At 71.4% G+C, this 20,146-nt stretch carries 20 protein-coding genes; 9 read left to right on the top strand and 11 right to left on the bottom strand.

What is annotated here, in order from left to right:
- Positions 1-15: 15 nt before the first annotated feature.
- A complete protein-coding gene (locus KUF83_RS08990) occupies positions 16-1,434 on the top strand; it encodes a trehalose-6-phosphate synthase (RefSeq protein ID WP_217454054.1) in 1,419 nt (472 codons plus the stop codon).
- A gap of 211 nt (positions 1,435-1,645) precedes the next feature.
- Here KUF83_RS08990 and otsB read toward each other — a convergent pair whose 3' ends face one another.
- The 4 genes from otsB to KUF83_RS08970 all read right to left on the bottom strand — a co-directional run bounded on the left by otsB (position 1,646) and on the right by KUF83_RS08970 (position 5,292).
- Positions 1,646-2,497, bottom strand: a complete 852-nt coding sequence (gene otsB / locus KUF83_RS08985) for a trehalose-phosphatase (protein ID WP_217454053.1) — start codon at positions 2,495-2,497, stop codon at positions 1,646-1,648.
- Positions 2,498-2,676: 179 nt separating this feature from the next.
- Positions 2,677-3,468 (bottom strand): ABC transporter permease, encoded by a 792-nt coding sequence (locus KUF83_RS08980; RefSeq protein WP_217454052.1) that lies wholly within the window; start codon positions 3,466-3,468, stop codon positions 2,677-2,679.
- Complete coding sequence (locus KUF83_RS08975) at positions 3,465-4,502, bottom strand: ATP-binding cassette domain-containing protein (RefSeq protein ID WP_217454051.1); 1,038 nt, start codon at positions 4,500-4,502, stop codon at positions 3,465-3,467. The genes KUF83_RS08980 and KUF83_RS08975 overlap by 4 nt, the downstream gene beginning before the upstream one ends.
- Positions 4,503-4,620: 118 nt before the next feature.
- Positions 4,621-5,292 carry a DUF4097 family beta strand repeat-containing protein gene (locus tag KUF83_RS08970; RefSeq protein ID WP_217454050.1) on the bottom strand — a complete coding sequence of 224 codons (672 nt, stop codon included), beginning with the start codon at positions 5,290-5,292 and terminating at the stop codon, positions 4,621-4,623.
- A 223-nt stretch (positions 5,293-5,515) separates the two neighbouring features.
- On the opposite strand from KUF83_RS08970, the gene KUF83_RS08965 reads away from it, so the two are divergent.
- Positions 5,516-6,274, top strand: a complete 759-nt coding sequence (locus KUF83_RS08965) for a helix-turn-helix domain-containing protein (RefSeq protein WP_217454049.1) — start codon at positions 5,516-5,518, stop codon at positions 6,272-6,274.
- Positions 6,275-6,278: 4 nt separating this feature from the next.
- Here the strand turns inward: KUF83_RS08965 and KUF83_RS08960 are convergent, their stop codons facing one another.
- Together KUF83_RS08960 and KUF83_RS08955 are read right to left on the bottom strand one after the other, a co-directional pair.
- Positions 6,279-6,518, bottom strand: a complete 240-nt coding sequence (locus tag KUF83_RS08960; RefSeq protein WP_217454048.1) for a DUF3263 domain-containing protein — start codon at positions 6,516-6,518, stop codon at positions 6,279-6,281.
- A 123-nt stretch (positions 6,519-6,641) separates the two neighbouring features.
- A complete protein-coding gene (locus tag KUF83_RS08955; protein ID WP_254643581.1) occupies positions 6,642-7,886 on the bottom strand; it encodes an ABC transporter substrate-binding protein in 1,245 nt (414 codons plus the stop codon).
- A gap of 181 nt (positions 7,887-8,067) precedes the next feature.
- Between KUF83_RS08955 and KUF83_RS08950 the strand changes: the two genes are divergently transcribed.
- The 3 genes from KUF83_RS08950 to KUF83_RS08940 all read left to right on the top strand — a co-directional run bounded on the left by KUF83_RS08950 (position 8,068) and on the right by KUF83_RS08940 (position 11,341).
- A complete protein-coding gene (locus KUF83_RS08950; RefSeq protein WP_217454046.1) occupies positions 8,068-9,009 on the top strand; it encodes an ROK family protein in 942 nt (313 codons plus the stop codon).
- Positions 9,006-10,235 carry an N-acetylglucosamine-6-phosphate deacetylase gene (nagA, locus tag KUF83_RS08945; RefSeq protein ID WP_217454045.1) on the top strand — a complete coding sequence of 410 codons (1,230 nt, stop codon included), beginning with the start codon at positions 9,006-9,008 and terminating at the stop codon, positions 10,233-10,235. Before KUF83_RS08950 ends, nagA begins: the two co-directional genes overlap by 4 nt.
- A 176-nt stretch (positions 10,236-10,411) precedes the next feature.
- Positions 10,412-11,341: a 1-phosphofructokinase family hexose kinase gene (locus KUF83_RS08940; protein WP_217454044.1), complete on the top strand. Its 930-nt coding sequence runs from the start codon at positions 10,412-10,414 to the stop codon at positions 11,339-11,341.
- Positions 11,342-11,463: 122 nt separating this feature from the next.
- Here KUF83_RS08940 and KUF83_RS08935 read toward each other — a convergent pair whose 3' ends face one another.
- Positions 11,464-12,423 carry a carbohydrate-binding protein gene (locus KUF83_RS08935; RefSeq protein ID WP_217454043.1) on the bottom strand — a complete coding sequence of 320 codons (960 nt, stop codon included), beginning with the start codon at positions 12,421-12,423 and terminating at the stop codon, positions 11,464-11,466.
- 118 nt (positions 12,424-12,541) lie between these two features.
- Positions 12,542-14,224 (bottom strand): diguanylate cyclase CdgB, encoded by a 1,683-nt coding sequence (gene cdgB, locus KUF83_RS08930; protein WP_217454042.1) that lies wholly within the window; start codon positions 14,222-14,224, stop codon positions 12,542-12,544.
- A 325-nt stretch (positions 14,225-14,549) separates the two neighbouring features.
- On the opposite strand from cdgB, the gene KUF83_RS08925 reads away from it, so the two are divergent.
- On the top strand, positions 14,550-15,113 hold the full coding sequence (locus KUF83_RS08925; protein ID WP_308402949.1) for a flavin reductase family protein: 564 nt from the start codon (positions 14,550-14,552) through the stop codon (positions 15,111-15,113).
- An 11-nt stretch (positions 15,114-15,124) separates the two neighbouring features.
- Here KUF83_RS08925 and arfB read toward each other — a convergent pair whose 3' ends face one another.
- Positions 15,125-15,553 carry an alternative ribosome rescue aminoacyl-tRNA hydrolase ArfB gene (arfB, locus tag KUF83_RS08920; RefSeq protein WP_217454041.1) on the bottom strand — a complete coding sequence of 143 codons (429 nt, stop codon included), beginning with the start codon at positions 15,551-15,553 and terminating at the stop codon, positions 15,125-15,127.
- Between the two features lie 278 nt (positions 15,554-15,831).
- Between arfB and KUF83_RS08915 the strand changes: the two genes are divergently transcribed.
- Together KUF83_RS08915 and KUF83_RS08910 are read left to right on the top strand one after the other, a co-directional pair.
- A complete protein-coding gene (locus KUF83_RS08915; protein WP_217454040.1) occupies positions 15,832-16,407 on the top strand; it encodes a TerD family protein in 576 nt (191 codons plus the stop codon).
- Positions 16,408-16,512: 105 nt separating this feature from the next.
- Positions 16,513-17,028: a GNAT family N-acetyltransferase gene (locus tag KUF83_RS08910; protein WP_217454039.1), complete on the top strand. Its 516-nt coding sequence runs from the start codon at positions 16,513-16,515 to the stop codon at positions 17,026-17,028.
- A 12-nt stretch (positions 17,029-17,040) separates the two neighbouring features.
- Here the strand turns inward: KUF83_RS08910 and KUF83_RS08905 are convergent, their stop codons facing one another.
- On the bottom strand, positions 17,041-18,414 hold the full coding sequence (locus tag KUF83_RS08905; RefSeq protein ID WP_217454038.1) for a M1 family metallopeptidase: 1,374 nt from the start codon (positions 18,412-18,414) through the stop codon (positions 17,041-17,043).
- 37 nt (positions 18,415-18,451) lie between these two features.
- On the opposite strand from KUF83_RS08905, the gene KUF83_RS08900 reads away from it, so the two are divergent.
- A complete protein-coding gene (locus KUF83_RS08900; RefSeq protein ID WP_217454126.1) occupies positions 18,452-18,952 on the top strand; it encodes a hypothetical protein in 501 nt (166 codons plus the stop codon).
- Between the two features lie 328 nt (positions 18,953-19,280).
- Here the strand turns inward: KUF83_RS08900 and KUF83_RS08895 are convergent, their stop codons facing one another.
- A complete protein-coding gene (locus tag KUF83_RS08895) occupies positions 19,281-20,000 on the bottom strand; it encodes a pentapeptide repeat-containing protein (protein ID WP_217454037.1) in 720 nt (239 codons plus the stop codon).
- Positions 20,001-20,146: the final 146 nt, after the last annotated feature.

Below are 20,146 nucleotides of genomic sequence, written 5' to 3'. Positions count from 1 at the left end.
GCTAGATTTCGAGGCATGGCTTCCACCCGCGCCACCCACGACATCCTGGTCGCCTCCAACCGCGGCCCGGTCTCGTACACCCTGGACAGCACCACCGGCGAGCTCACCGCCAAGCGCGGCGGAGGCGGTCTCGTCTCGGGGCTCTCCGCGATCGGCCCGGACGCGGGCGCCCTGTGGGTGTGCTCGGCCCTCGGCGACGACGACCGCGAGGCGGTCCGGCGCGGAGTCGGCGAACAGGGCGTGCGGATGCTCGACATCGACGCCGAGACCCACGCCGCCGCGTACAACGGCATCGCGAACTCCGCGCTGTGGTTCGTCCATCACATGCTGTACCAGACGCCTCTGGAGCCGGTCTTCGACGCGGAGTTCCGGCGGAAGTGGGCGGCCTACGAGACGTACAACCGTGCCTTCGCCGAGGCACTGGCCGAGGAGGCGGCGGAGGGCGCCGCGGTCCTCGTACAGGACTACCACCTGACGCTGGTGCCGCGGATGCTCCGCGAACTGCGCCCCGACCTGCGGATCGGGCACTTCTCGCACACGCCGTGGGCTCCGCCGGACTACTTCCGGCTGCTGCCCGACGACATCGCGGCGCAGGTGCTCGACGGGATCCTCGGAGCCGACCGGGCCGCGTTCCTCACCCAGCGGTGGGCGGACGCCTTCACCGAGTGCTGTCAGGCCGTGCTGGGCCCCGGGGTCGCCGCGGAGACGCGGATCGGCGTGCACGGACTCGGCGCGGACGCCGACTTCCTGCGCGAGCGCTCGCACCGGCCGGACGTCGACGAGCGGATGGCCGCGCTGCGGGAGCAGATCGGCGTGGCCCCCGACGGCGGCGCCCGGAAGACGATCGTGCGGGTGGACCGCACCGAACTGTCCAAGAACATCGTGCGCGGGCTGCTCGCGTACCGGGAACTGCTGGAGGACAGGCCCGAGTGGCGCGAGCGGGTGGTGCACGTGGCGTTCGCCTACCCCTCCCGCCAGGACCTGGCGGTCTACCGCGACTACACGGCCGAGGTGCAGCGGGTCGCCGACGAGATCAACTCCCGGTACGGCACGGCCGGCTGGACGCCGGTGGTGCTGCACGTGAAGGACGACTTCGCGCGCTCGCTGGCGGCGTACCGGCTGGCCGACGTGGCTCTGGTCAACCCGATCCGCGACGGCATGAACCTCGTCGCGAAGGAGGTGCCGGTCGTGTCGGACGACGGCTGCGTGCTGGTGCTGTCGCGGGAGGCGGGGGCGTACGAGGAGCTGGGCGAGGACGCGATCACCGTGAACCCGTACGACGTGTCGGGCACCGCCGTCGCGCTGCACGAGGCGCTGAGCGTGCCGGTGGGTGAGCGGGCCGAGCGGACGAAGCGGTTGGCTGTGGCCGCCACCGCGTTGCCTCCGGCGCAGTGGTTCCTGGACCAGCTGCACGCGGTGCGCTCCGCGGGGTAGGTCGGGTGACGGTTGTGGTTCGCCCCGCGGATGGTCTGGCGACCTCCGCGGGGCGCTGCGCGGGGCGGGGCGGGGCGGGGCATGTCGATCGTCGGCCGCGGGCCGGTGGGGGCTGGTCGCGCAGTTCCCCGCGCCCCTAAAAGATTGCGCCGTTCCCCGCGCCCCTTAAAGACTGCGCCGTTCCCCGCGCCCCTGGAGGGGCGCGGGGGTGTCAGTTCAGTTGTGCTGTCAGTGCGGTCAGGAGGTGTACTACTCCCTCCGGGCCGTCCACCACCAGGTCGGAGCGGTCGGCCAGTTCCGTCACCTCGTTGCTGCCGCTGCAGACCAGCAGGCCCGGTACGCCGTCGGAGCGGAGCTTGTCCACGGCGGCGAAGGCCGGCAGGTCGCCCAGGTCGTCGCCGCAGTACATGACCGACTCGGCGCCGACGTCCCGTACGTACTCGCTGAGGGCGACGCCCTTGTCCATGCCCGCCGGGCGCAGCTCCAGCACCATCCTTCCCGGCTCGACGATCAGGCCGTGCTTCTGGGCGAGCCGGTTGAGGGGTTCGCGCAGTGCCTCGAAGGCGGCCTGGGGGTCCTGGGCGCGGCGGGTGTGGACCGCGACGGCCCTGCCCTTCTCCTCGATCCACGTGCCCTGCCAGGCGCCGATGCCGTCGAGGAAGCCCGGGAGTTCGGCACGGACGGCGGCGACGCCGGGGTGAGCGGCGGGAGCCCGGACGGTGCCGGTGACGGCGTCCCAGCGCTCCGCCCCGTAGTGGCCGAGCACGACGAGGTGTTCGAGACCGGGGACTCCGGCGAAACCGCCGTACCGCACGGCCACGCTCGCCGGCCGTCCGGTGACGACGGCCACCGACGCCACCCTGGGCGCGAGCGCCGCCAGGGCGGCCGCGGCGTCCGGATGGGCGCGGGCCTGTTCCGGGTCCGGGACGATCGGGGCGAGTGTGCCGTCGAAGTCGAAGGCGAGCACGGCCCTTTCGGGCCTCGCGATGATGGCGTCGAGACCGTCCCGGCCCGCCGGGGTCACGGGGTTCGGCATCGACGATGAGTCGGGGTGAGCGGCCATGCTGCGACCCTATCCGCGAGGGTCCGGTCTTACGCCCCCGTCGGCCTCGGCGCCTGCTCGCGACACCGGGGCGGGTGGCTGGTACGGGGTAACACGAACGGGGCGGCGTACGCCGACGCGGTGTCGGAGTACGCCGCCCTCGGGCGGAGTCGGGAGGCGGGCCCGCACGGTCGGGGCGCCTACTTCGGGTCACGGTCGAACGATGCCTTCGACCAGAAGTAGCCGAGCGCGGTCAGGGCCAGGCACCACACGACCGCGAGCCACCCGTTGTGGCCGATCTCCGTGCCGAGCAGCAGCCCGCGCAGGGTCTCGATGGCGGGTGTGAAGGGCTGGTACTCGGCGACCGGCTGGAACCAGCCGGGCATCGCGTCGATCGGGACGAAGGTGCTGGAGATGAGCGGCAGGAAGATCAGCGGCATGGCGTTGTTGCTGGCCGCCTCGGCGTTCGGGCTGACCAGGCCCATCCCGACCGCGATCCAGGTGAGCGCCAGGGCGAAGAGTACGAGCAGCCCGAACGCCGCCAGCCACTCCAGGACCGTGGCGTCCGTGGACCGGAACCCGATGGCCAGCCCGACGGCCCCGACCAGGACCACGCTCATCACGCACTGCAGCACACTCCCGAGGACGTGCCCGACGAGCACCGAACCGCGGTGGATGGCCATCGTGCGGAAGCGGGCGATGATGCCCTCGCTCATGTCCGTGGACACGGACACCGCGGTGCCGATCGTGGTGCCGCCGATGGTCATCATCAGGATGCCCGGGAGGAGATACGCGATGTACTCGGACCGGTCCGCCCCGCCGTCCCCGATGCCGGCGCTCATCACGCCGCCGAAGACGTAGACGAAGAGGAAGAGCAGCATGACCGGTGTGAGCAGCAGGTTCAGGGTGAGGGACGGGTAGCGCCGGGCGTGCAGGAGGTTGCGGCGCAGCATCGTGGACGAGTCGCGCACGGCGAGGGAGAGGGAGCTCATCGGACAGCCTCCTTGGGCTGGTTGGGCTGGTTGGGCTGGCTGGACTGGCTGGACTGGCTGGGCACGTCGGTGCCACCGGTCAGGGCGAAGAACACGTCGTCGAGGTCGGGCGTGTGCACGGTCAGCTCGTCGGCCTCGATGCCGACGGCGTCCAGCCAGTCGAGGATGGAGCGCAGCTCGCGCTGGGTGCCGTCGCTGGGGATCCTCAGCGTCAGCGCCTCGTCGTGGGAGGTGCCTCCGGCCGGCGCGAAGCCGGGCGCCTGCGGAAGGGCGGCCTCGCGCAGCGCCGCGGCGGCGGTCCGGTACGCGACCGGGTCGGAGAAGCGGAGCCGGACGTGGCCTCCCGGGACGATCCGCTTGAGCTCTTCGGCGGTGCCCTCCGCGGCGATCCTGCCGTCGTGGAGCACGGCGATGCGGTCGGCGAGTTCGTCGGCCTCCTCCAGGTACTGGGTGGTGAGGAAGACGGTGACGCCGTCGGAGACGAGCTCGCGGATGATCTGCCACATGTTGTGACGGGAGCGCGGGTCGAGGCCGGTGGTCGGTTCGTCGAGGAAGATGATCCGCGGTCCGCCGACCAGGGTCATGGCGATGTCGAGACGGCGTTTCATGCCGCCGGAGTAGGTGGAGGCGGGCTTCTTCGCGGCGTCGACCAGGTCGAAGCGCTCCAGCAGCTCGGCGGCGGTCCGCCGTCCCTCGCTCCTGGACAGGTGGTGCAGGTCCGCCATGAGGAGCATGTTCTCCTCGCCGGTGATCAGGCCGTCGACTGCGGAGAACTGCCCGGTGACGCCGATCGCGGCCCGTACGGCCTGGGGGTCGGCGGCCAGGTCGTGGCCGCCGATGTGGATGGCGCCGGTGCCCGGGTCGGCGGAGACGAGAGTGGAGAGGATCTTGACGGCGGTGGTCTTGCCGGCACCGTTCGGGCCGAGCAGGGAGAAGATCGTTCCCGTGGGGACGGCCAGGTCGACGCCGTCGAGCACGGTCTTGTCGCCGTAGGACTTCCGCAGCCCGTACGCCGCGATGGCCAGGTCGGTCATGATCGGTGCTCCTTCAGAGCTTGCTTGTCACGGAAGCCGGGGGTCTGGGGCGGGGAGTCGTGGGGCCCGCGGTCGTAGGGCCGGGGGCCGCAGGGCCGGAGGGCGCAGGGGCTGCGGGTCACAGGCTGCGGGCGGTGATGTCGCCGTAGGCGGTGGTCGCGTGGATGCTCAGGCCGGCGGCGGCGCCCTCGGTGTTCATGAGCGCGTTGTGGACCCGGCCGTAGGCGGTGCCGGCGTCCAGGGAGGCGGAGGTTCCGCGGGCCGCGCCGACCGAGATGCCACCGGCCTCGGTGCGCAGCACGACCTTGCCGCGCACGGCCTCGGCGATCCTGATGTCGCCCTTCTGCACGCTGACCTCCCCGGAGCCGCCCAGGCGGCCGACCGAGACGTCACCGGCGAGGAGGGCGAGGCGGGCGCTCGCCGCCTCGTCGAGCTTGACCGTGCCCTCCGCGCCTTCGAAGGCGACGTCGCCGAGCCGTCCGACGCCCCGGAAGTCGGCGCCGGCCGCCTTCGCCTCGACGCGGGAGCCGGTGGGCAGCTGGACGGTCACCTCGACGGATCCGGGGTGGCCGAGCATCCGGTTCTTCGGCGGCAGGGTCCCGATCCGCAGGACACCGTCGCCGTACTCGACCGTGATCTGCTCCGCGGCCTTCACGTCGCGGCCCTTCGAGGCGTCGGCCGGCCGGACCTCGACCGTGGTGTCGGCCCGGTCGGCGGCGATGAACCGGATGCGTCCCGCGGGGATGTCGAGGACGGCGGAGACGGGGGCGGTGGTGGCGAACTTCTGCATGGTTCTCTCCTTGGACCCGCTGGTTTCTGACAACGGAAACGCTACGTTGCGTTCAAGGATCTGACAACGCAATCGTTGCGCTTGGTTGACAAAAGACCAGCTCAGAGCTGAGAGATCGTTGCAATGGATTGCGTTCTAACGCAACGTCAGTCAGTCGAGTCGTTGCAATGAATGAAAAACGAACGCTATGGTGGGGGCATCAAGGCCTATGAAGGGAATCGCGATGCCGGGAGGCAGGCTCACTCAGCAGGAACGCCAGCAGATCGCGCTGGGGCTGGCCGACGGGCTCGCCTACGCGGAGATCGCCCGGGGTCTCGACCGCCCCACCTCGACCATCACGCGCGAGGTGATGCGGAACGGCGGGCCCACCGCCTACCGCGCCGACCTGGCCCACCGCGCCACCGAGCACCGCACCCACCGGCGCAGGCAGGCCGCGCCCCGCGGAGCACAGGCGCCCCCACAGGCCCACGGGCGCGACGCCGAAGCCGTACGCGCGTACGAGGAGACCTTCACCACCCTGCTCATGCAGCAGGGTCTGCCCAAGATGACGTCCCGGGTGCTGACCTGCCTCTACACCACCGACGCGGGCAGTGTCACCGCGTCAGAACTCGTCCAGCGACTGCAGATCAGTCCGGCGTCCGTCTCCAAGGCGGTCACGTTCCTTGAAAGCCAGGGCCTCGTCCGCCGGGAGCGGGACGACCGCCGCCGCGAGCGCTACATCGTCGACGACGACGTCTTCTACCAGGGCATGATCGCCAGCGCCCGGGCGAACGCCCTGCTCGCCGAGACCGCGCGGCAGGGCGTCGGCGTCCTCGGCCGTGACACCCCGGCCGCGGCCCGCCTGGAGAACATCGCCCGCTTCATCGACTTCGTCAGCGAAAGCATCACCCATGCCGCGGAGCAGGCCCGCGAGATCCTCCACTCGAGGGCCGAAGCGGCGGCCACGGGCGACACCGCCGAGCCGCCCGCGGACCGCGGGTAGCGCGTCACGCCTCGCGCCCGGTCCGGCGGACCTCTCTCACCCGCCGCAGCCGATTGACCGTCACCGGGTCGTGGGCCAGGGCCCGGGGCGCGTCCAGGAGGGCGTTCAGCAACTGGTAGTAGCGGACCGGGGCGAGCCCCAGCTCTTCCCGTATCGCCCGCTCCTTGGCCCCCGGCGACGCCCACCCCCGCCGCTCCAGCGCGAGGACGGCACGCTCCTGAGCCGTCAGCCCTTCGTCGTCCATACCCGCCACGCTAACGGCTGCCACCGACAGCCCCACCGGGAGCGGGACGCTGAGGGGCGCGGAACCATGACGGTCGCGGCTCGCCGCCGGGCGCGCCCGGCCCCGGAGCCGACCGGCGGGGTGTTATCCCGCGCTCTCCGCCGCGGCGGCGGCCCGCTGCAGCTGGCCCAGAGTCGCCGCCGGATTCCCCTTCGGGCTCACGGCCTTGCCGATCTGCTGCTTGATGTCCGCGCTGACCGTCGCCCAGGACGTCTGCGACACGGGATACAGCTCGGCGTTGGGCAGTTCCCCGAGGAACTCGACGAGGTCCGCGTCGTCCTTGTCGGCGGCCATCGCCTCGGAGGCGGACGTCGTCACGGGCAGCAGGTCGTACTCGTGGGAGAACTCGAGCACGTTCTTCTCGCTGTAGACGTAGTCGAGGAAGTCACCGATCTCCTCGGCGTGCCCGCTCTTCTTGAACGCCATCATCCAGTCGGCGACACCCATCGTGGCCTTGGACCGGCCGTCGACACCGGGCATCGGCACCATGCCGAACTCCACGCCCTTCGCGGCGGCGGCCTTCATCAGCGTCGGGTGGCCGTTCAGCATGCCGACCTCGCCGCGTGTGAACGCCGCGAACGCCTGGGCACGGTTGAGCTTCGCGGGCGCGACCGGACCGGTGAGGCCCTTGTCGACCAGCTTCTCCTTCAGCCAGGTGAAGGTCTCTATGTTCTCCTTGGAGTCGAGGCTGTAGGAGCCGACCGTGTCCGTGTACCCGTCGCCGCCGCTGAGCAGCCACATCATGGTCTCGGCCTGCGCCTCCTCCGGCCCGAGGGGCAGCGCGTACGGGTACTTCACGCCCTGGGCCTTGAGTGCCTCGGCGTCGGACGCGAGCTCGCTCCAGCTCTGCGGCGGGGTGAGGCCGGCGTCGCTGAAGAGCTTCTTGTTGTAGAAGAGCAGCCGGGTGGAGGAGGCGAAGGGCATGCCGTACTGCGTGCGGTTTATCTCGCCCGCGAACGACAGCCGCGACACGAAGTCGGACTGGGTGTCGATGGAGAGCACGTCGTCCGCCCGGTAGAGCTGCCCCGCGTCGGCGTAGTCGGCGTACGCGCCGATCTGGGCCATGTCGGGCGGGTTGCCGTCGGCGACCATCGCCTTGACCTTGGCGTCCACGTCGTTCCAGGAGTAGACGCTGACCTGGACGTCGACACCGGGGTGCTTGGCCTCGTACGCCTTGGAGAGCTTGTCCCAGTACTTCTCGGAGCTGTTCGCCGAGGAGTCGCCGTAGTCGGCCGCCACGAGTCTCAGCGTGACGTCCCCGGACTCGGCCGAACCGCCGCAGCCACCGAGGGCCGCGGTCACACCCAGTGCGGACACCGCCGCGATCAGACCTGTCACTCGCCGCTGCACTGCTGCCGTCCCCAACCCTGTCGTCACGTCCGTAACCCTGTCGTCACGTCCGTGGATTCGCTCGTGCGATCCCATGCTTTCGATTCGCAATTTTCGCTCTAAGGTCTACACCACGTAAGTGGACTAGACCTCTCACGGGGTAAGGGGCGACACTGTACCCGTGAGACACGTCATCGCCCTCGATGTGGGCGGCACCGGAATGAAGGCCGCCCTCGTGGGGGCGGACGGCGAGCTGCTGCACCGGACCCGCCGCTCGACGGGCCGCGAGCGCGGCCCGGACTCCGTGGTCGAGTCGATCCTCGCCTTCGCCGCCGAGCTGCGCGCCCACGGCGAGCGCCACTTCGGCGAGCCCGCGGCGGCCGCCGGCGTCGCCGTCCCCGGCATCGTGGACACCGACCGCGGCATCGCGGCCTACGCGGCCAACCTCGGCTGGCGCGACGTGCCGCTGCGGGACCTGCTCAGCGAGCGACTGCACGGAGTGCCGGTGGCCCTCGGCCACGACGTGCGCACCGGTGGCCTCGCCGAGGGCCGGATCGGCGCGGGCCGGGGCGCGGACCGCTTCCTGTTCGTACCGCTGGGCACGGGCATCGCCGGCGCGATCGGCATCGACGGCCGGGTGGAGGCGGGCGCGCACGGCTTCGCGGGCGAGATCGGCCACATCGTCGTACGCCCCGGTGGCGCCCCGTGTCCGTGCGGGCAGCGCGGCTGTCTTGAGCGGTTCGCGTCCGCGGCGGCGGTCAGCGAGGCCTGGGCACGGGTGTCCGGTGACCCGGAAGCCGACGCGGCGGACTGCGCGAAGGCCGTCGAGTCCGGTGACCCGCGGGCCCTGGTGGTCTGGCAGGACGCCGTGGACGCGCTCGCCGACGGACTCGTCACCGCGCTCACCCTGCTGGACCCGCGAACCCTGATCATCGGTGGCGGACTCGCCGAGGCGGGGGAAACCTTGTTCACACCGCTGCGCACCGCGGTCGAGCGACGCGTCACCTTCCAGAAACTGCCGTCCATCGTCCCCGCCGCACTGGGGGACTCGGCCGGATGCCTGGGCGCGGGCCTCCTCGCCTGGGACCTGCTGGCCACCACTTCGGAGGTATCCGCCCGATGACCACTGAGCGCAAGTCTCCGACCGGGCCGCACGAGGGCGCCCCGTCAGGGACGCGGGGAACTGCGCGACCAGCCCCCACCGACCCGCACGTCGTGGTCCTCACCGGTGCCAAAGTCGTACTCCCCACCGGAACGGTGACCGGCGGCCGAGTCATCGTCGAGGGCACCCGCATCGCCGGAAGCGCTCCCGAGGGCGCCCCCACGGTGGACCTGCGCGACCACTGGGTGGTGCCCGGCTTCGTCGACATGCACAACCACGGCGGCGGCGGAGCCTCCTTCACGTCGGGCACGGTCGAGGAGATCCTCGGGGGCGTCCGCACCCACCGCCTGCACGGCACCACGACCCTCGTCGCCTCGACGGTGACCGGTGACATGGACGGGCTGGCCCACCGCGCCGGCCTGCTCTCCGAGCTGGCCGAGCAGGGCGACATCGCGGGCATCCACTTCGAGGGCCCCTTCATCTCCCCGTGCCGCAAGGGAGCGCACTCCGAGGCGCTGCTGCGCGACCCCGACCCGGCGGAGGTCCGCAAGCTGGTCGACGCGGCCCGCGGCCGGGCCAGCATGGTCACGCTCGCCACCGAACTGCCGGGCGGCATCGACTCCGTACGCCTCCTCGCCGAGCACGGAGTGATCGCGGCGATCGGGCACACGGACGCCACGTACGAGCAGACGGTGGAGGCCATCGACGCGGGCGCGACCGTGGCGACGCACCTCTTCAACGCGATGCCCGCGCTCGGCCACCGCACGCCGGGACCGATCGCGGCCCTGCTGGAGGACGAGCGGATCACCGTCGAGCTGATCAACGACGGCGTCCACCTCCACCCGGCCTCCCTCCAGCTGGCCTTCCATCACGCGGGCGGCGGGCGGGTGGCGTTCATCACGGACGCCATGGACGCGGCGGGCTTCGGCGACGGCCGGTACATGCTCGGCCCGCTGGAGGTGGAGGTCGCGGACGGTGTGGCGCGCCTGGTGGAGGGCGGGTCCATCGCGGGCTCGACACTCACGCTGGACCGGGCCTTCCGGCGGGCGGTGACCGTGGACCGGCTGCCGATCGAGGACGTCGTGGCGGCCATCTCCGCCAATCCGGCCAGGCAGCTGGGCCTGTACGACCGGGTGGGTTCGCTGGAGCCGGGCAAGGACGCCGACCTGGTGGTCCTGGACTCCGGCTTCGAGATCGTGGGCGTCATGCGCCGGGGCGAATGGCTGGTCGGCCCCCCGACCGGCTGAGTCCCACCTGGGAGGATCCCGGCCGTGCGGATCCCAACCCGGCCGGTTCTCCCCCTTGTTGGCCGTGCCCGCCGACCGGGGGGCTGGGCCGACCGCCGTGGTCTTTGACATGATCGGTCCTTCGGACGGACGGGCGCGCTCCGTGAGCGCGTTCCTATCGAGGGAGGTCGGCCCGGGTGATCCTCACGGTCACGCTGAACACCGCTCTCGACATCACGTACCGCGTGCGGGGGCTGCGCCCGCACGCCTCCCACCGGGTCACCGACATGACCGAACGGCCCGGCGGGAAAGGGCTGAACGTGGCCCGGGTGCTCGCGGCCCTCGGCCACGAGGTGACGGCGACGGGCTTCGTGGGCGGCGCCACCGGACGGTCCCTGCGGGACCAGCTCGCGCCCGTCCCGGGCGTCATCGACGCGCTGCTCCCGGTGAGCGGCTCCACCCGCCGCACGATCGCGGTGGTCGACACGACCACCGGTGACACGACTCAGTTCAACGAACCGGGCCCGGTGATCACCTCAGCCGAGTGGTCCGCCTTCCAGGAGGCGTACGAGGTCCTGCTGCGGGCCTCCTCGGCGGTGGCCCTGTGCGGGAGTCTGCCGCCCGGGGTGCCGGTGGGGGCGTATGCCCAACTGATCCGTGCCGCACGGGCGTTGGCCGTCCCGGTGCTGCTCGACACCAGCGGTGAGCCGCTGCGGCGGGGCATCGCGGCCCGCCCCGACGTCGTCAAGCCGAACGCGGACGAGCTGGCCGAGCTCACCGGCGCCCACGAGCCCGTGCGGGCGACCCGCGACGCCCGTCGGCGCGGGGCGCACGCGGTCGTGGCATCGCTGGGAGCCAAGGGGCTGTTGGCCCGCACACCCGACGGCCTCTGGCGGGCCACTCCGCCCCGCCCGGTGCGCGGCAACCCGACGGGCGCGGGCGACTCGGCGGTGGCGGGCCTGCTGTCGGGCCTGGTGGAGCGCCTGCCGTGGCCCGAGCGGCTGGCCCGCGCGGTGGCCCTGTCGGCGGCGACGGTACTCGCGCCGGTGGCGGGGGAGTTCGACCGTGCGGCGTACGAGGAGCTGCTGGGCCGGGTCTCGGTGACGGGCGAGGACGTCGCCGCGTGAGCGCTCCGCCCGGGGCGGACGGACAGCACACCGAACGTCCCGTACGGGTGCGTGGGGGCCGGCCGCCGACCAGCACACGCACCCTGTTCAGGAGCGCGGGACGCCCCCGAACACCACGATGGTCAGTTCTTGACCTGGCCGGCCTTCAGGCGGAGTTGGTCAAGGAGGACGTTGCAGTCGTCGCCCTCCTGGCAGGAGACGGAGATCGTGTTGGTGCCCTTGGTGAGGGTGGGCCAGGAGTAGGTCTCCGTCCAGCCCTTCTCCCACTCGCCGTCCTTGGCGCCCGTGAAGTTGCCCATGTTCAGCTTGGTGCCGAACTCCTTGCCGTTCACGGTGAGCGTCATCTTGGCGTCCGAGCCCGCGACGCTGTACCGCGAGAAGACGGTGTAGGTGCCGGCCTTCGGGATGTCCTTGACGGTCCAGGTGACCTCGGCGCCGACCTGGTTGAGGCCCGAGACGTAGATGCCGCCCGTGGACTGGGCGCCCTGGACGTCCGACGCCGTCGTCACGCCGGGGCCCAGCTTCATGGCCTTCGCGTCGATCTTCGGGAGGTCGGCCGGGTTCGCGGCCTGCTTCGTCGGGTCCTGGCTCGGTTCGGCGCTCTGGCCGGCCGACTGGGTCGGGGCCGCCGCGTCGCCGCCCTTGTCGTCGTCCGAGTCCCCGCCGAGCATCGCGACGCCGATGCCGATCACCACGGCGGCCACGACGGCCACGGCGCCGATCAGCAGCCCCTTGGTGTTGGGGCCGCGGCCCCGGCCGCCGCCTCTGGTGTCGGGCAGCGACTGGCGCGTGGTGGGGGCACCGCCGGAGAAGCTCTCGGGCGCCGCGTAGTTCGCGTTCGACTGGCCGTACGCGCCCTGCTGGGGCACCTGCCCGTACTGCGCGGTGGGGGCGGTGGGGGCGGCGGCGGGCTGGCCGTACTGGCGCTCACCGACCGGCCGCACCCGGTTGACCGAGCCGGGGTAGCCGTAGCCACCGGCGCCGCTCGGCGGCTGGGCTCCGGCGGCCTGCCCGTCGGCGTACAGATAGCCGAACGGGTCGTCGTCCTCGGGCGTGCTCGCGCCGTTGTTGCCGGGCGTCATCCCTTGGTCTCCTAGCGGGTGCGGTTCAGATGCGGTACAGGGGATCGAAAGGCGAGCCTACCCGCTCCGGCTGCCCCAAACGGGTGACTCAGATCGCATGGCAACCCTGACCTGCGGATCAGCCCGCACGCCTGTGCGCTTTGGGACGAGAACGTTTCTCTATGTACATACGCTCGTCGGCCGACTGCAGGACCTCGTCCGCCGACATCCCGCAGTGCGCCCACCCGATACCGAAGCTGGCGCCGACCCGCATGGCCCGGCCGTCGACCCTGATGGGCTGGATGATCTCGTTGCGCAGCCGCACCGCGAGGTCCTGCGCGTCGGCCCGCCCGAGCCCGTCGGCGAGCACCACGAACTCGTCGCCGCCGAGCCTCGCGACGGTGTCCCCGTCACGCACGGCGCCGCCGAGCCTGCGGGCCACCTCGATCAGCACGGCGTCCCCGGCGTTGTGCCCGAAACGGTCGTTGATCGACTTGAAGCCGTCCAGGTCGCAGAACAGAACCGCGAGGCCCTTCGCCCCGTCGTCCCGCTCCCCCTCGGGTGCGACGGCGTGCACATGGTGGTCGTAGGCGTCGAAGGCGTCGGGGACCGGCTTGTAGTCGAAACCGTGCCCGTTCGAGTCGTACACACCGCTCGCCTTGCGAGCGGCCACCACCTGCCCGTACGCCGCGTCGATCGTGTCGACCACGCCGGGTTCCGTCGCCGCGGGGCGCGCGCACAGGCGGGAGGAGAGCCGGGAGCGCAGCTCCGCGGAGTTGGGCAGCCCGGTGAGCGAGTCGTGCGAGGCGCGGTGGGCGAGCTGCAGCTCGCGGCGCTTGCGCTCCTCGATGTCCTCGACGTGGGTGAGCAGGAAGCGCGGCCCGTCGGTGGCGTCCGCGACGACGCTGTTGCGCAGCGACACCCACACGTACGTGCCGTCACGGCGGCAGAGCCTCAGCTCGGCCCGCCCGCCCTCGGCGGAGGTCCTGAGCAGCGTGCCGATGTCCTCGGGGTGGACGAGGTCGGAGAAGGAGTAGCGGCGCATCGAGGAGGCGGGGCGGCCCAGGAGCCGGCACAGCGCGTCGTTCGTCCGCAGGATCCGGCCGTGCTCGTCGCCGCCCATCTCGGCGATGGCCATGCCGGACGGGGCGTACTCGAAGGCCTGCCGGAAGCTTTCCTCGCTGGCGCGCAGCGCCTGTTGCTCCCGCTCCAGGCGGACGAGCGCGCGCTGCATGTTGGCCCTGAGCCGGGCGTTGCTGATCGCGATGGCGGCCTGGAAGGCGTACATCTGGAGGGCTTCGCGGCCCCATGCGCCGGGCCGGCGGCCGTTGCGCGGACGGTCCACGGACAGGACGCCGATCAGCTCGCCGCAGGAGCCCCCCGGGACGCCCGGGGTGTACATGGGCGCGAAGAGGCGGTCGGCGGGATGCCACTCGTCCTCGAAGCGCGGTGCGGGGCCGTCGGTGTACCACTGCGGGACGTCGTCCTCGTCGAGGACCCAGCCCTCCGTGTGCGGTATGAAGCGCAGGTCGCCCCACGCCTCCCCCATGTTCAGCCGGCGGTCCCAGGAGGTACGGGATCCGGTGCGGCCGGTGATGAGCGCCTCGGCGGCGGAGTTCCCCGCGAGGGCGGCGACCACCAGGTCGCCGTCGGCACGGACGAGGTTGACGCAGGCCAGTTCGTAGCCGAGGCCGGTGACGACTCCGTCGGCGACGGTCTGCAGCGTGTCGGCCAGACTGCGGGCCGTGTTCATGTCCGCCATGACCTGGTGCAACTGCCGCAGGGTGGCAAGACGGACGTACGGCTCCGACTCCGTCTCCATCCGACCTCCCCTCGAGACCTCGGCAGCAACTCCAGGGTTCTCTCCGGCCTACTCCCCTGCCATCTTCCCGCCACTGAATCACAGCGCGCTGCCCACTCGGTACACAGGGTCAACAAAAAATGGCACCTGTGACTCAAGTCACAGGTGAAGATGAACAATTGAGTAGAGTTTCTGTGTTTTCGCCGTGCGTTTACTGAACGCAAATTGGTGGAACATGTGCGCGCGCCTGATGAGAGGCGTGAGCCACACTCCCTCTCGGGTCCTAGGACCCGGTTGGGACGTTGGTCCGATGCGACGAACGCCGGCCGGAGAATAGCGTCTTCCCGTGCTGAACACTTTCTCTGCCGCTCCTTCCGCCCCACCCGTGCATGCTGATGGGGTGAGCAACGACGAGTTCCGCGCCGCCATGTCCCAGCTGGCCGCGGGTGTGGTCCTGGTGACCGCCCACGAGGCGCAGTCCGACCCGGACGGCCCGAGCGGCGAGGACGTGGGCATGACGGCGACGTCCTTCATGTCCGTGTCCCTGGATCCGCCCCTGGTCCTCATCGGGTTGCGCGAGGGCTCCCGCATGGACGACCTGCTCGACGAGCAGCCCCTGTGGGCGGTCTCGTTCCTCGCCGAGAACCAGGGCGCGGTCGCGGGCCGCTTCGCCATGAAGAACCGCATCTCCGACCGCCTCCTCTTCGAGGACGTGCCGTACGTCCGCGGGGAGGCGTCCGGGGCGCCGCTGCTGACCGGCGCTCTGGCGACCCTGGAATGCCGCACCGAGCAGCGGGTGAGCGCGGGCGATCACACGCTGGTGATCGGCCGGGTGCTGACGTCCTCACTGCCGGGCGCGGACGGCGGCCCGCTCACGTATTTCCGGGGCCGCTACCGGCAGTTGGGCTAGCAGCCCCGCCCTCATCCCCAGTCGCGCCCGGAACGGCCGCGCTTCGTGTCGCCCCGCTGCTTCTTCTCGCGCAGCCGGCGCTCGTTGATCCCCCGGGGGATGCGGGTGGCCCGGCGGGGCCTCGGTGGCGGCGCGCTGGCCTCGGCGAGCAGGGAGGCGAGCCGGACGGCCGCCGTCTCACGGTTCCGCCACTGCGACCGGTGCTCGGAGGCGCGCACGGCGACGACCCCGTCGACCAGCCGGTCGGCCAGCCTGGCGAGCGCCCGCTCCTTCCACACCGGCGGCAGCGACTCCGTCTTCGCGAGGTCGAAGCGCAGCTCGACCTGCGAGTCGGTCGTGTTGACGTGCTGCCCGCCCGGCCCGGAGGACCGCGAGAAACGCCACATGAGCTCGGCCTCGGGCAGCGAGACGGAGCCACGGATGACGTAGGGACCGGACATGCCCCCATGGTCCCTTGTCCGTCCGGCCCACGTCACCCACTTTTCGCACCGGGCCCGCGCGGCCCCGGCCCGCGTACTCGCACGCCCTCGCACGACCCGTACGCCGACGGCCTGCGAACCCCCGCTCCCGGCCCCGGGTAAAGAAAGTAAAGAGGAGCGGAACCCTGGGGACCCCCATCGGCGTTCTTAGGGTTGGCGGTAGCTTCGTCCCGTACGAAGCCCGACGCGCAGCACCGCACGACCTGTACGTACGTCAAACGAGGGAAGGACTCCCAACAATGGCTGTAAGCCTGTCCAAGGGTGGCAACGTCTCGCTCACCAAGGAGGCTCCGGGCCTGACCGCCGTCACCGTGGGCCTCGGCTGGGACGTCCGCAGCACCACGGGAACCGACTTCGACCTGGACGCCTCGGCCATCGCGGTCAACCCCGCGGGCAAGGTCTACTCGGACGCCCACTTCGTCTTCTTCAACAACAAGCAGACCCCGGACCAGACGATCGTCCACACGGGCGACAACCGGACGGGTGAGGGCGCCGGCGACGACGAGGCGATCAACGTCAACCTCGCGGGCCTCCCCGCCGACGTCGACAAGATCGTCTTCCCGGTCTCGATCTACGACGCGGAGACCCGCTCGCAGAACTTCGGCCAGGTCCGCAACGCGTACATCCGCATCGTGAACCAGGACGGCGGCACCGAGATCGCGCGCTACGACCTCTCGGAGGACGCGGCCACCGAGACGGCCATGGTCTTCGGCGAGCTGTACCGCAACGGCGCCGAGTGGAAGTTCCGCGCGGTCGGCCAGGGCTACGCGTCCGGCCTGACGGGCATCGCCCAGGACTTCGGCGTCAACGTCTGAGTCCGACCCGCACGGCGTTCGAGGGGCCCCGGCCCGGCTGCGGCCGGACCGGGGCCCCTCTCCCGTTCCCCGTCCCGGATCACCCGGACGGCTAGCCTGCCCCGCGTGATCCTCGAACCGCTCGCCCTCACTCCCGACCACGACCTGCCGGGCCCGCTCCTCACGGAACTCACCGCGCTCTACGCCTCGAACCACGCCTTCTACGCCCTGAGCGGTGACTTCCCGGACCCGTACGACATCCGGCCCGAGCAGGTGGCGAGGGCGCTGGCGGACGAGCTGGCGAATCCGGACGTGGAGATCCTCCAGGCCCGGAGCGCCGGACGGCTCGTCGCCGTCGCGATCACACTCGCGCACCACCCCGACCCGGCCGACCCGGACCCCTGGATCGGCCTGCTGCTGGTGGACGCGGCGGAGCAGGGCAAGGGGTACGGGCGGCAGCTGGCGGCGCACGTCGAGGACCGGTTCCGAGAGGCGGGCCGGGACGCCCTGCGGCTGGCCGCCCTGGACAACAACCCCAAGGCCCTCACCTTCTGGACGAGCATCGGGTACGAGACGATCGGCCACCGCGGGGACCGCCAGCTGAACCGCCCGTGCGCGGTGTTGCGCAAAATCCTGCGGTAGCGCCGGAACAGCTCAGAGGGAGCCCGGACGACCATCCCCGTAGAGCCAGTCGTCCCAGACACCCGAGAGATCCTCGTCCGGCGCCTTCTTCTCCACGTAGGCGGTGAAGTCGTCCGTGTCGGCGTTGCCGTGCCGGTGCCGGGCGGCCCAGCCCCGGAGGATGGCGCGGAAGGTCCTGTCGCCGACCGTCTGACGAATCCGGTGCAGGACCATGGCGCCCCGCTCGTACACCGGGCGGTCGGAGATGTGCGCGGCGCTCGGCGGCCGGGCCGGCGGGAAGGCCCAGACGGCGCCGCCGTCCGCCTTCTTGTCGTCGAAGACGTCCTGGGCGGTGTCACCCCCGTGATCCTCCTCCCAGAGCCACTCGGCGTAGGTCGCGAAGCCCTCGTTGAGCCACATGTCGCGCCACGACTCGGGGGTGACGGAGTTCCCGTACCACTGGTGGGCCAGCTCGTGGACGAGGAGGCCGATGCCGGGGGCGCCGGGGAACACGGGCCGGTTCTGCGTCTCCAGGGCGTATCCCGCATCGCCCTCCCGCTCCACGATCGCCCCGGCCGACGAGAAGGGGTACGGACCGAAGGTGCGCTCGGCCCACTCCACGACCTCGGGAATCCGGTCGAGCACGTCACGGCTCGCCGCCACCTGCGTCGGATCCACGGCGACGTGAACGGGCAGCCCGTCAGCGGTCGTCGAACGACGCGTCTCGAAGTCACCGACGGCGACCGTGGCCACGTACGACGCCATCGGCTCGCCGACGTGCCAGTCGAAGACGGCCCGCCCGCCCTTCGTCACCTCGCTCCGCAACTCCCCGTTGGAGACGGCCTGCAGACCTTCGGGCACGGCGATCGTGATGTCGTACGCGGCTTTGTCGCTCGGGTGGTGGTTCCCGGGAAACCACGTCATGGACCCGGTGGGTTCACCGAGGGCGAGGGCCCCGTCGCGGGTGGGCAGCCAGCCCTCCTGCGAACCGTCCGGATCAGTGATCGTCTCCGGAGACCCGGAGTACCGGACCACCGTGGTGAAGACGGCCCCCTTGTCCAGATCGTCACGCGGGCGGACGACGAGCTCATGACCACCGCTGCGATTGAACCGGGCGGCCTTCCCCGCCACCTCCACGGACTCGACCTCCATGCCCTTGAGATCGAGGTCGAACGCACTGAGGTCCTGCAGTGCCCGCGCCTGGATCGCGGCCTCACCCGTGAGCCGACGTGCCTTCGGGTCGTAGTCCAGTCGGAGCCCGTAGTGCGTGACGTCGTACCCGCCGTTGCCCGACCGGGGAAAGTACGGATCCCGTACCCCGGGAGCCCCCGTGGTGCCCCGCACGCCTCCGTCACAGGCGACGAGAACACACACCAGCAGGGGAACAAAGAAGACGGATCGGGCCATGAGGACGATCGTAGAGCGGCGTGACACCATCACCCACGTGCTCGACATCGGCTACGCCCTTTCCTACCGCTTCCCGGACCCCCCGCAGACCGACTACCGCCGCGCGGACGTCCACACGCTCCGCCACGACCTGTTCTGCGGGGACGTCTACCTCGCCGACACCAAGGCGGACCGGGAGCTGTCCACAGCCTGGGGATGGGTGCCGGTACTCGACTTCGCGTGGGCCCTGTGCGACATCGTCGAGCAACTCGACCAGGACCCCATGGGCAGCCGGGCCGCCCGCCCCCAGCGCGCCGAACTGGACTTCACCGAGTCCACCGACCGCATGCTCTTCGAGCGCCGCTTCGGCTGGGTCGACATCGAGTCCGACTGGATGCCCGGCGACGAGCCCCCGCTCACCTTCTCCCACTCCGAACTGCGCCGCGAGGCCCGCGACTTCCTCCACGACCTCCTGGCGGACCTGACGGACCTCCACGAGGCGCTCCGCGAAAACCCGGCGATCTGGACCCTGGAAGCCCGCTACCCAAGACTCCCCTGACCCCGAGGGCTCCGCCCCGGCCCCCCGACCCCCCGATCGGCCTCGTCCTCAATCGCCGGTCGGGCTGATGAGACGCGCCCGACCCCGAAGTTCCGGCCCGAGACCACGGTGGTCGTCGCCGACCGGGCTGATGCGGGGCGGCGGTGGCCATCGCACGGGAGCGGGCCGTACCGGTGTGTCGCAGTCCGCCGCGTAGGGCTCCTCCAGGAAACGGCGCCCTGAAACCCACAGCAGGACACCCAGTTGCGGCGGACTCGACACACCGGTACGGCCCCGACCCCCCTCCCAGCCGTCACGAACACCAGACACCAGCCGCCCAACGCCAGGGTCACACGTCCACCCCCACCACCCGAACCCCCACCTCGGCAGCGAACACCGCCGCCAGATCCAACAACTGAGCCGGACTGATCACAGCCCCCGCCAACCGGTCCACCCCTCGAGCAAACTCCACCGCCGCCGCCCGCCGCAGATCCACATCCGTCAGCGACACCCCGGTGAAGTCCGCCCCCTTCAGCACACAGTCCACGAACTCCACCCGCTCCAGCCGAGCACCCCCGAAGTCGGGCTCGACCAGCACGCACCCCTCGAACACCACGTCCCGGATCCGGGCCTCCCGCAGATTCAGGTAGTCGATCTTCCCGCCGCGAAAGACCACCCGCTCCAGCACGGCACCGTGCATCTGCACCCCGCCCAGCCGCGCGTCGACCACCTCCACGTCCCGGAAGGTCACCGAGCCGAGGTCCGTACCCACCCCCCGCAGCCCGGTGAGCACGGAGTCCAGCACACGGGCATGCCGCAGCCGCGTCTCGTCCACCGCGCACCCCGTCAGCACGCAGTCCATGAACCGCGCACCCCCACCGTCCTGCCCCACGAAGTCCAACTCGTCGAACCGCAGCCCGTCGTAGTCCCCGTCGGGCTCCAGCTCACCACCCTCGTACGGCTCGAGCGGCGGCAGCCGCATCTCAGGCCGCCGCGCCCCCTTCACCCCCGCACCGGCCCCCGCGCCCGTGCCCGCCCTCGCCCCGGTCCTCGCCGCTCTGCTCGCCATCCCCCCATCCTGCACCCCACCACCGACAGCCCCTCCGACCTGCGAAGAATCCCCCGATGTCACATTCCGGGCCGCACGACGAGTCATAAGAGCAGTCGCAAGAAACGCTGTCGCACCGAACAGAACACCCGCACAGAACACCCGCA

This window comes from Streptomyces sp. BV286, assembly GCF_019090165.1.
In the GTDB taxonomy this organism is placed as follows: domain Bacteria; phylum Actinomycetota; class Actinomycetes; order Streptomycetales; family Streptomycetaceae; genus Streptomyces.
This window is presented reverse-complemented; position numbering and strand designations above follow the sequence as displayed.

Bases quoted from the DNA above. Each gene is read 5' to 3' on its own strand.
- KUF83_RS08970 (WP_217454050.1), bottom strand. From the start codon at position 5,292: ATGCAGAAGTTCGCCACCACCGCCCCCGTCTCCGCCGTCCTCGACATC.
- KUF83_RS08975 (WP_217454051.1), bottom strand. From the start codon at position 4,502: ATGACCGACCTGGCCATCGCGGCGTACGGGCTGCGGAAGTCCTACGGC.
- otsB (WP_217454053.1), bottom strand. From the start codon at position 2,497: ATGGCCGCTCACCCCGACTCATCGTCGATGCCGAACCCCGTGACCCCG.
- KUF83_RS08990 (WP_217454054.1), top strand. From the start codon at position 16: ATGGCTTCCACCCGCGCCACCCACGACATCCTGGTCGCCTCCAACCGC.
- KUF83_RS08895 (WP_217454037.1), bottom strand. From the start codon at position 20,000: ATGGCGAGCAGAGCGGCGAGGACCGGGGCGAGGGCGGGCACGGGCGCG.
- KUF83_RS08935 (WP_217454043.1), bottom strand. From the start codon at position 12,423: ATGACGCCCGGCAACAACGGCGCGAGCACGCCCGAGGACGACGACCCG.
- KUF83_RS08915 (WP_217454040.1), top strand. From the start codon at position 15,832: ATGGCTGTAAGCCTGTCCAAGGGTGGCAACGTCTCGCTCACCAAGGAG.
- KUF83_RS08905 (WP_217454038.1), bottom strand. From the start codon at position 18,414: ATGGCCCGATCCGTCTTCTTTGTTCCCCTGCTGGTGTGTGTTCTCGTC.
- KUF83_RS08965 (WP_217454049.1), top strand. From the start codon at position 5,516: ATGCCGGGAGGCAGGCTCACTCAGCAGGAACGCCAGCAGATCGCGCTG.
- cdgB (WP_217454042.1), bottom strand. From the start codon at position 14,224: ATGGAGACGGAGTCGGAGCCGTACGTCCGTCTTGCCACCCTGCGGCAG.
- KUF83_RS08980 (WP_217454052.1), bottom strand. From the start codon at position 3,468: ATGAGCTCCCTCTCCCTCGCCGTGCGCGACTCGTCCACGATGCTGCGC.
- KUF83_RS08960 (WP_217454048.1), bottom strand. From the start codon at position 6,518: ATGGACGACGAAGGGCTGACGGCTCAGGAGCGTGCCGTCCTCGCGCTG.
- arfB (WP_217454041.1), bottom strand. From the start codon at position 15,553: ATGTCCGGTCCCTACGTCATCCGTGGCTCCGTCTCGCTGCCCGAGGCC.
- nagA (WP_217454045.1), top strand. From the start codon at position 9,006: ATGACCACTGAGCGCAAGTCTCCGACCGGGCCGCACGAGGGCGCCCCG.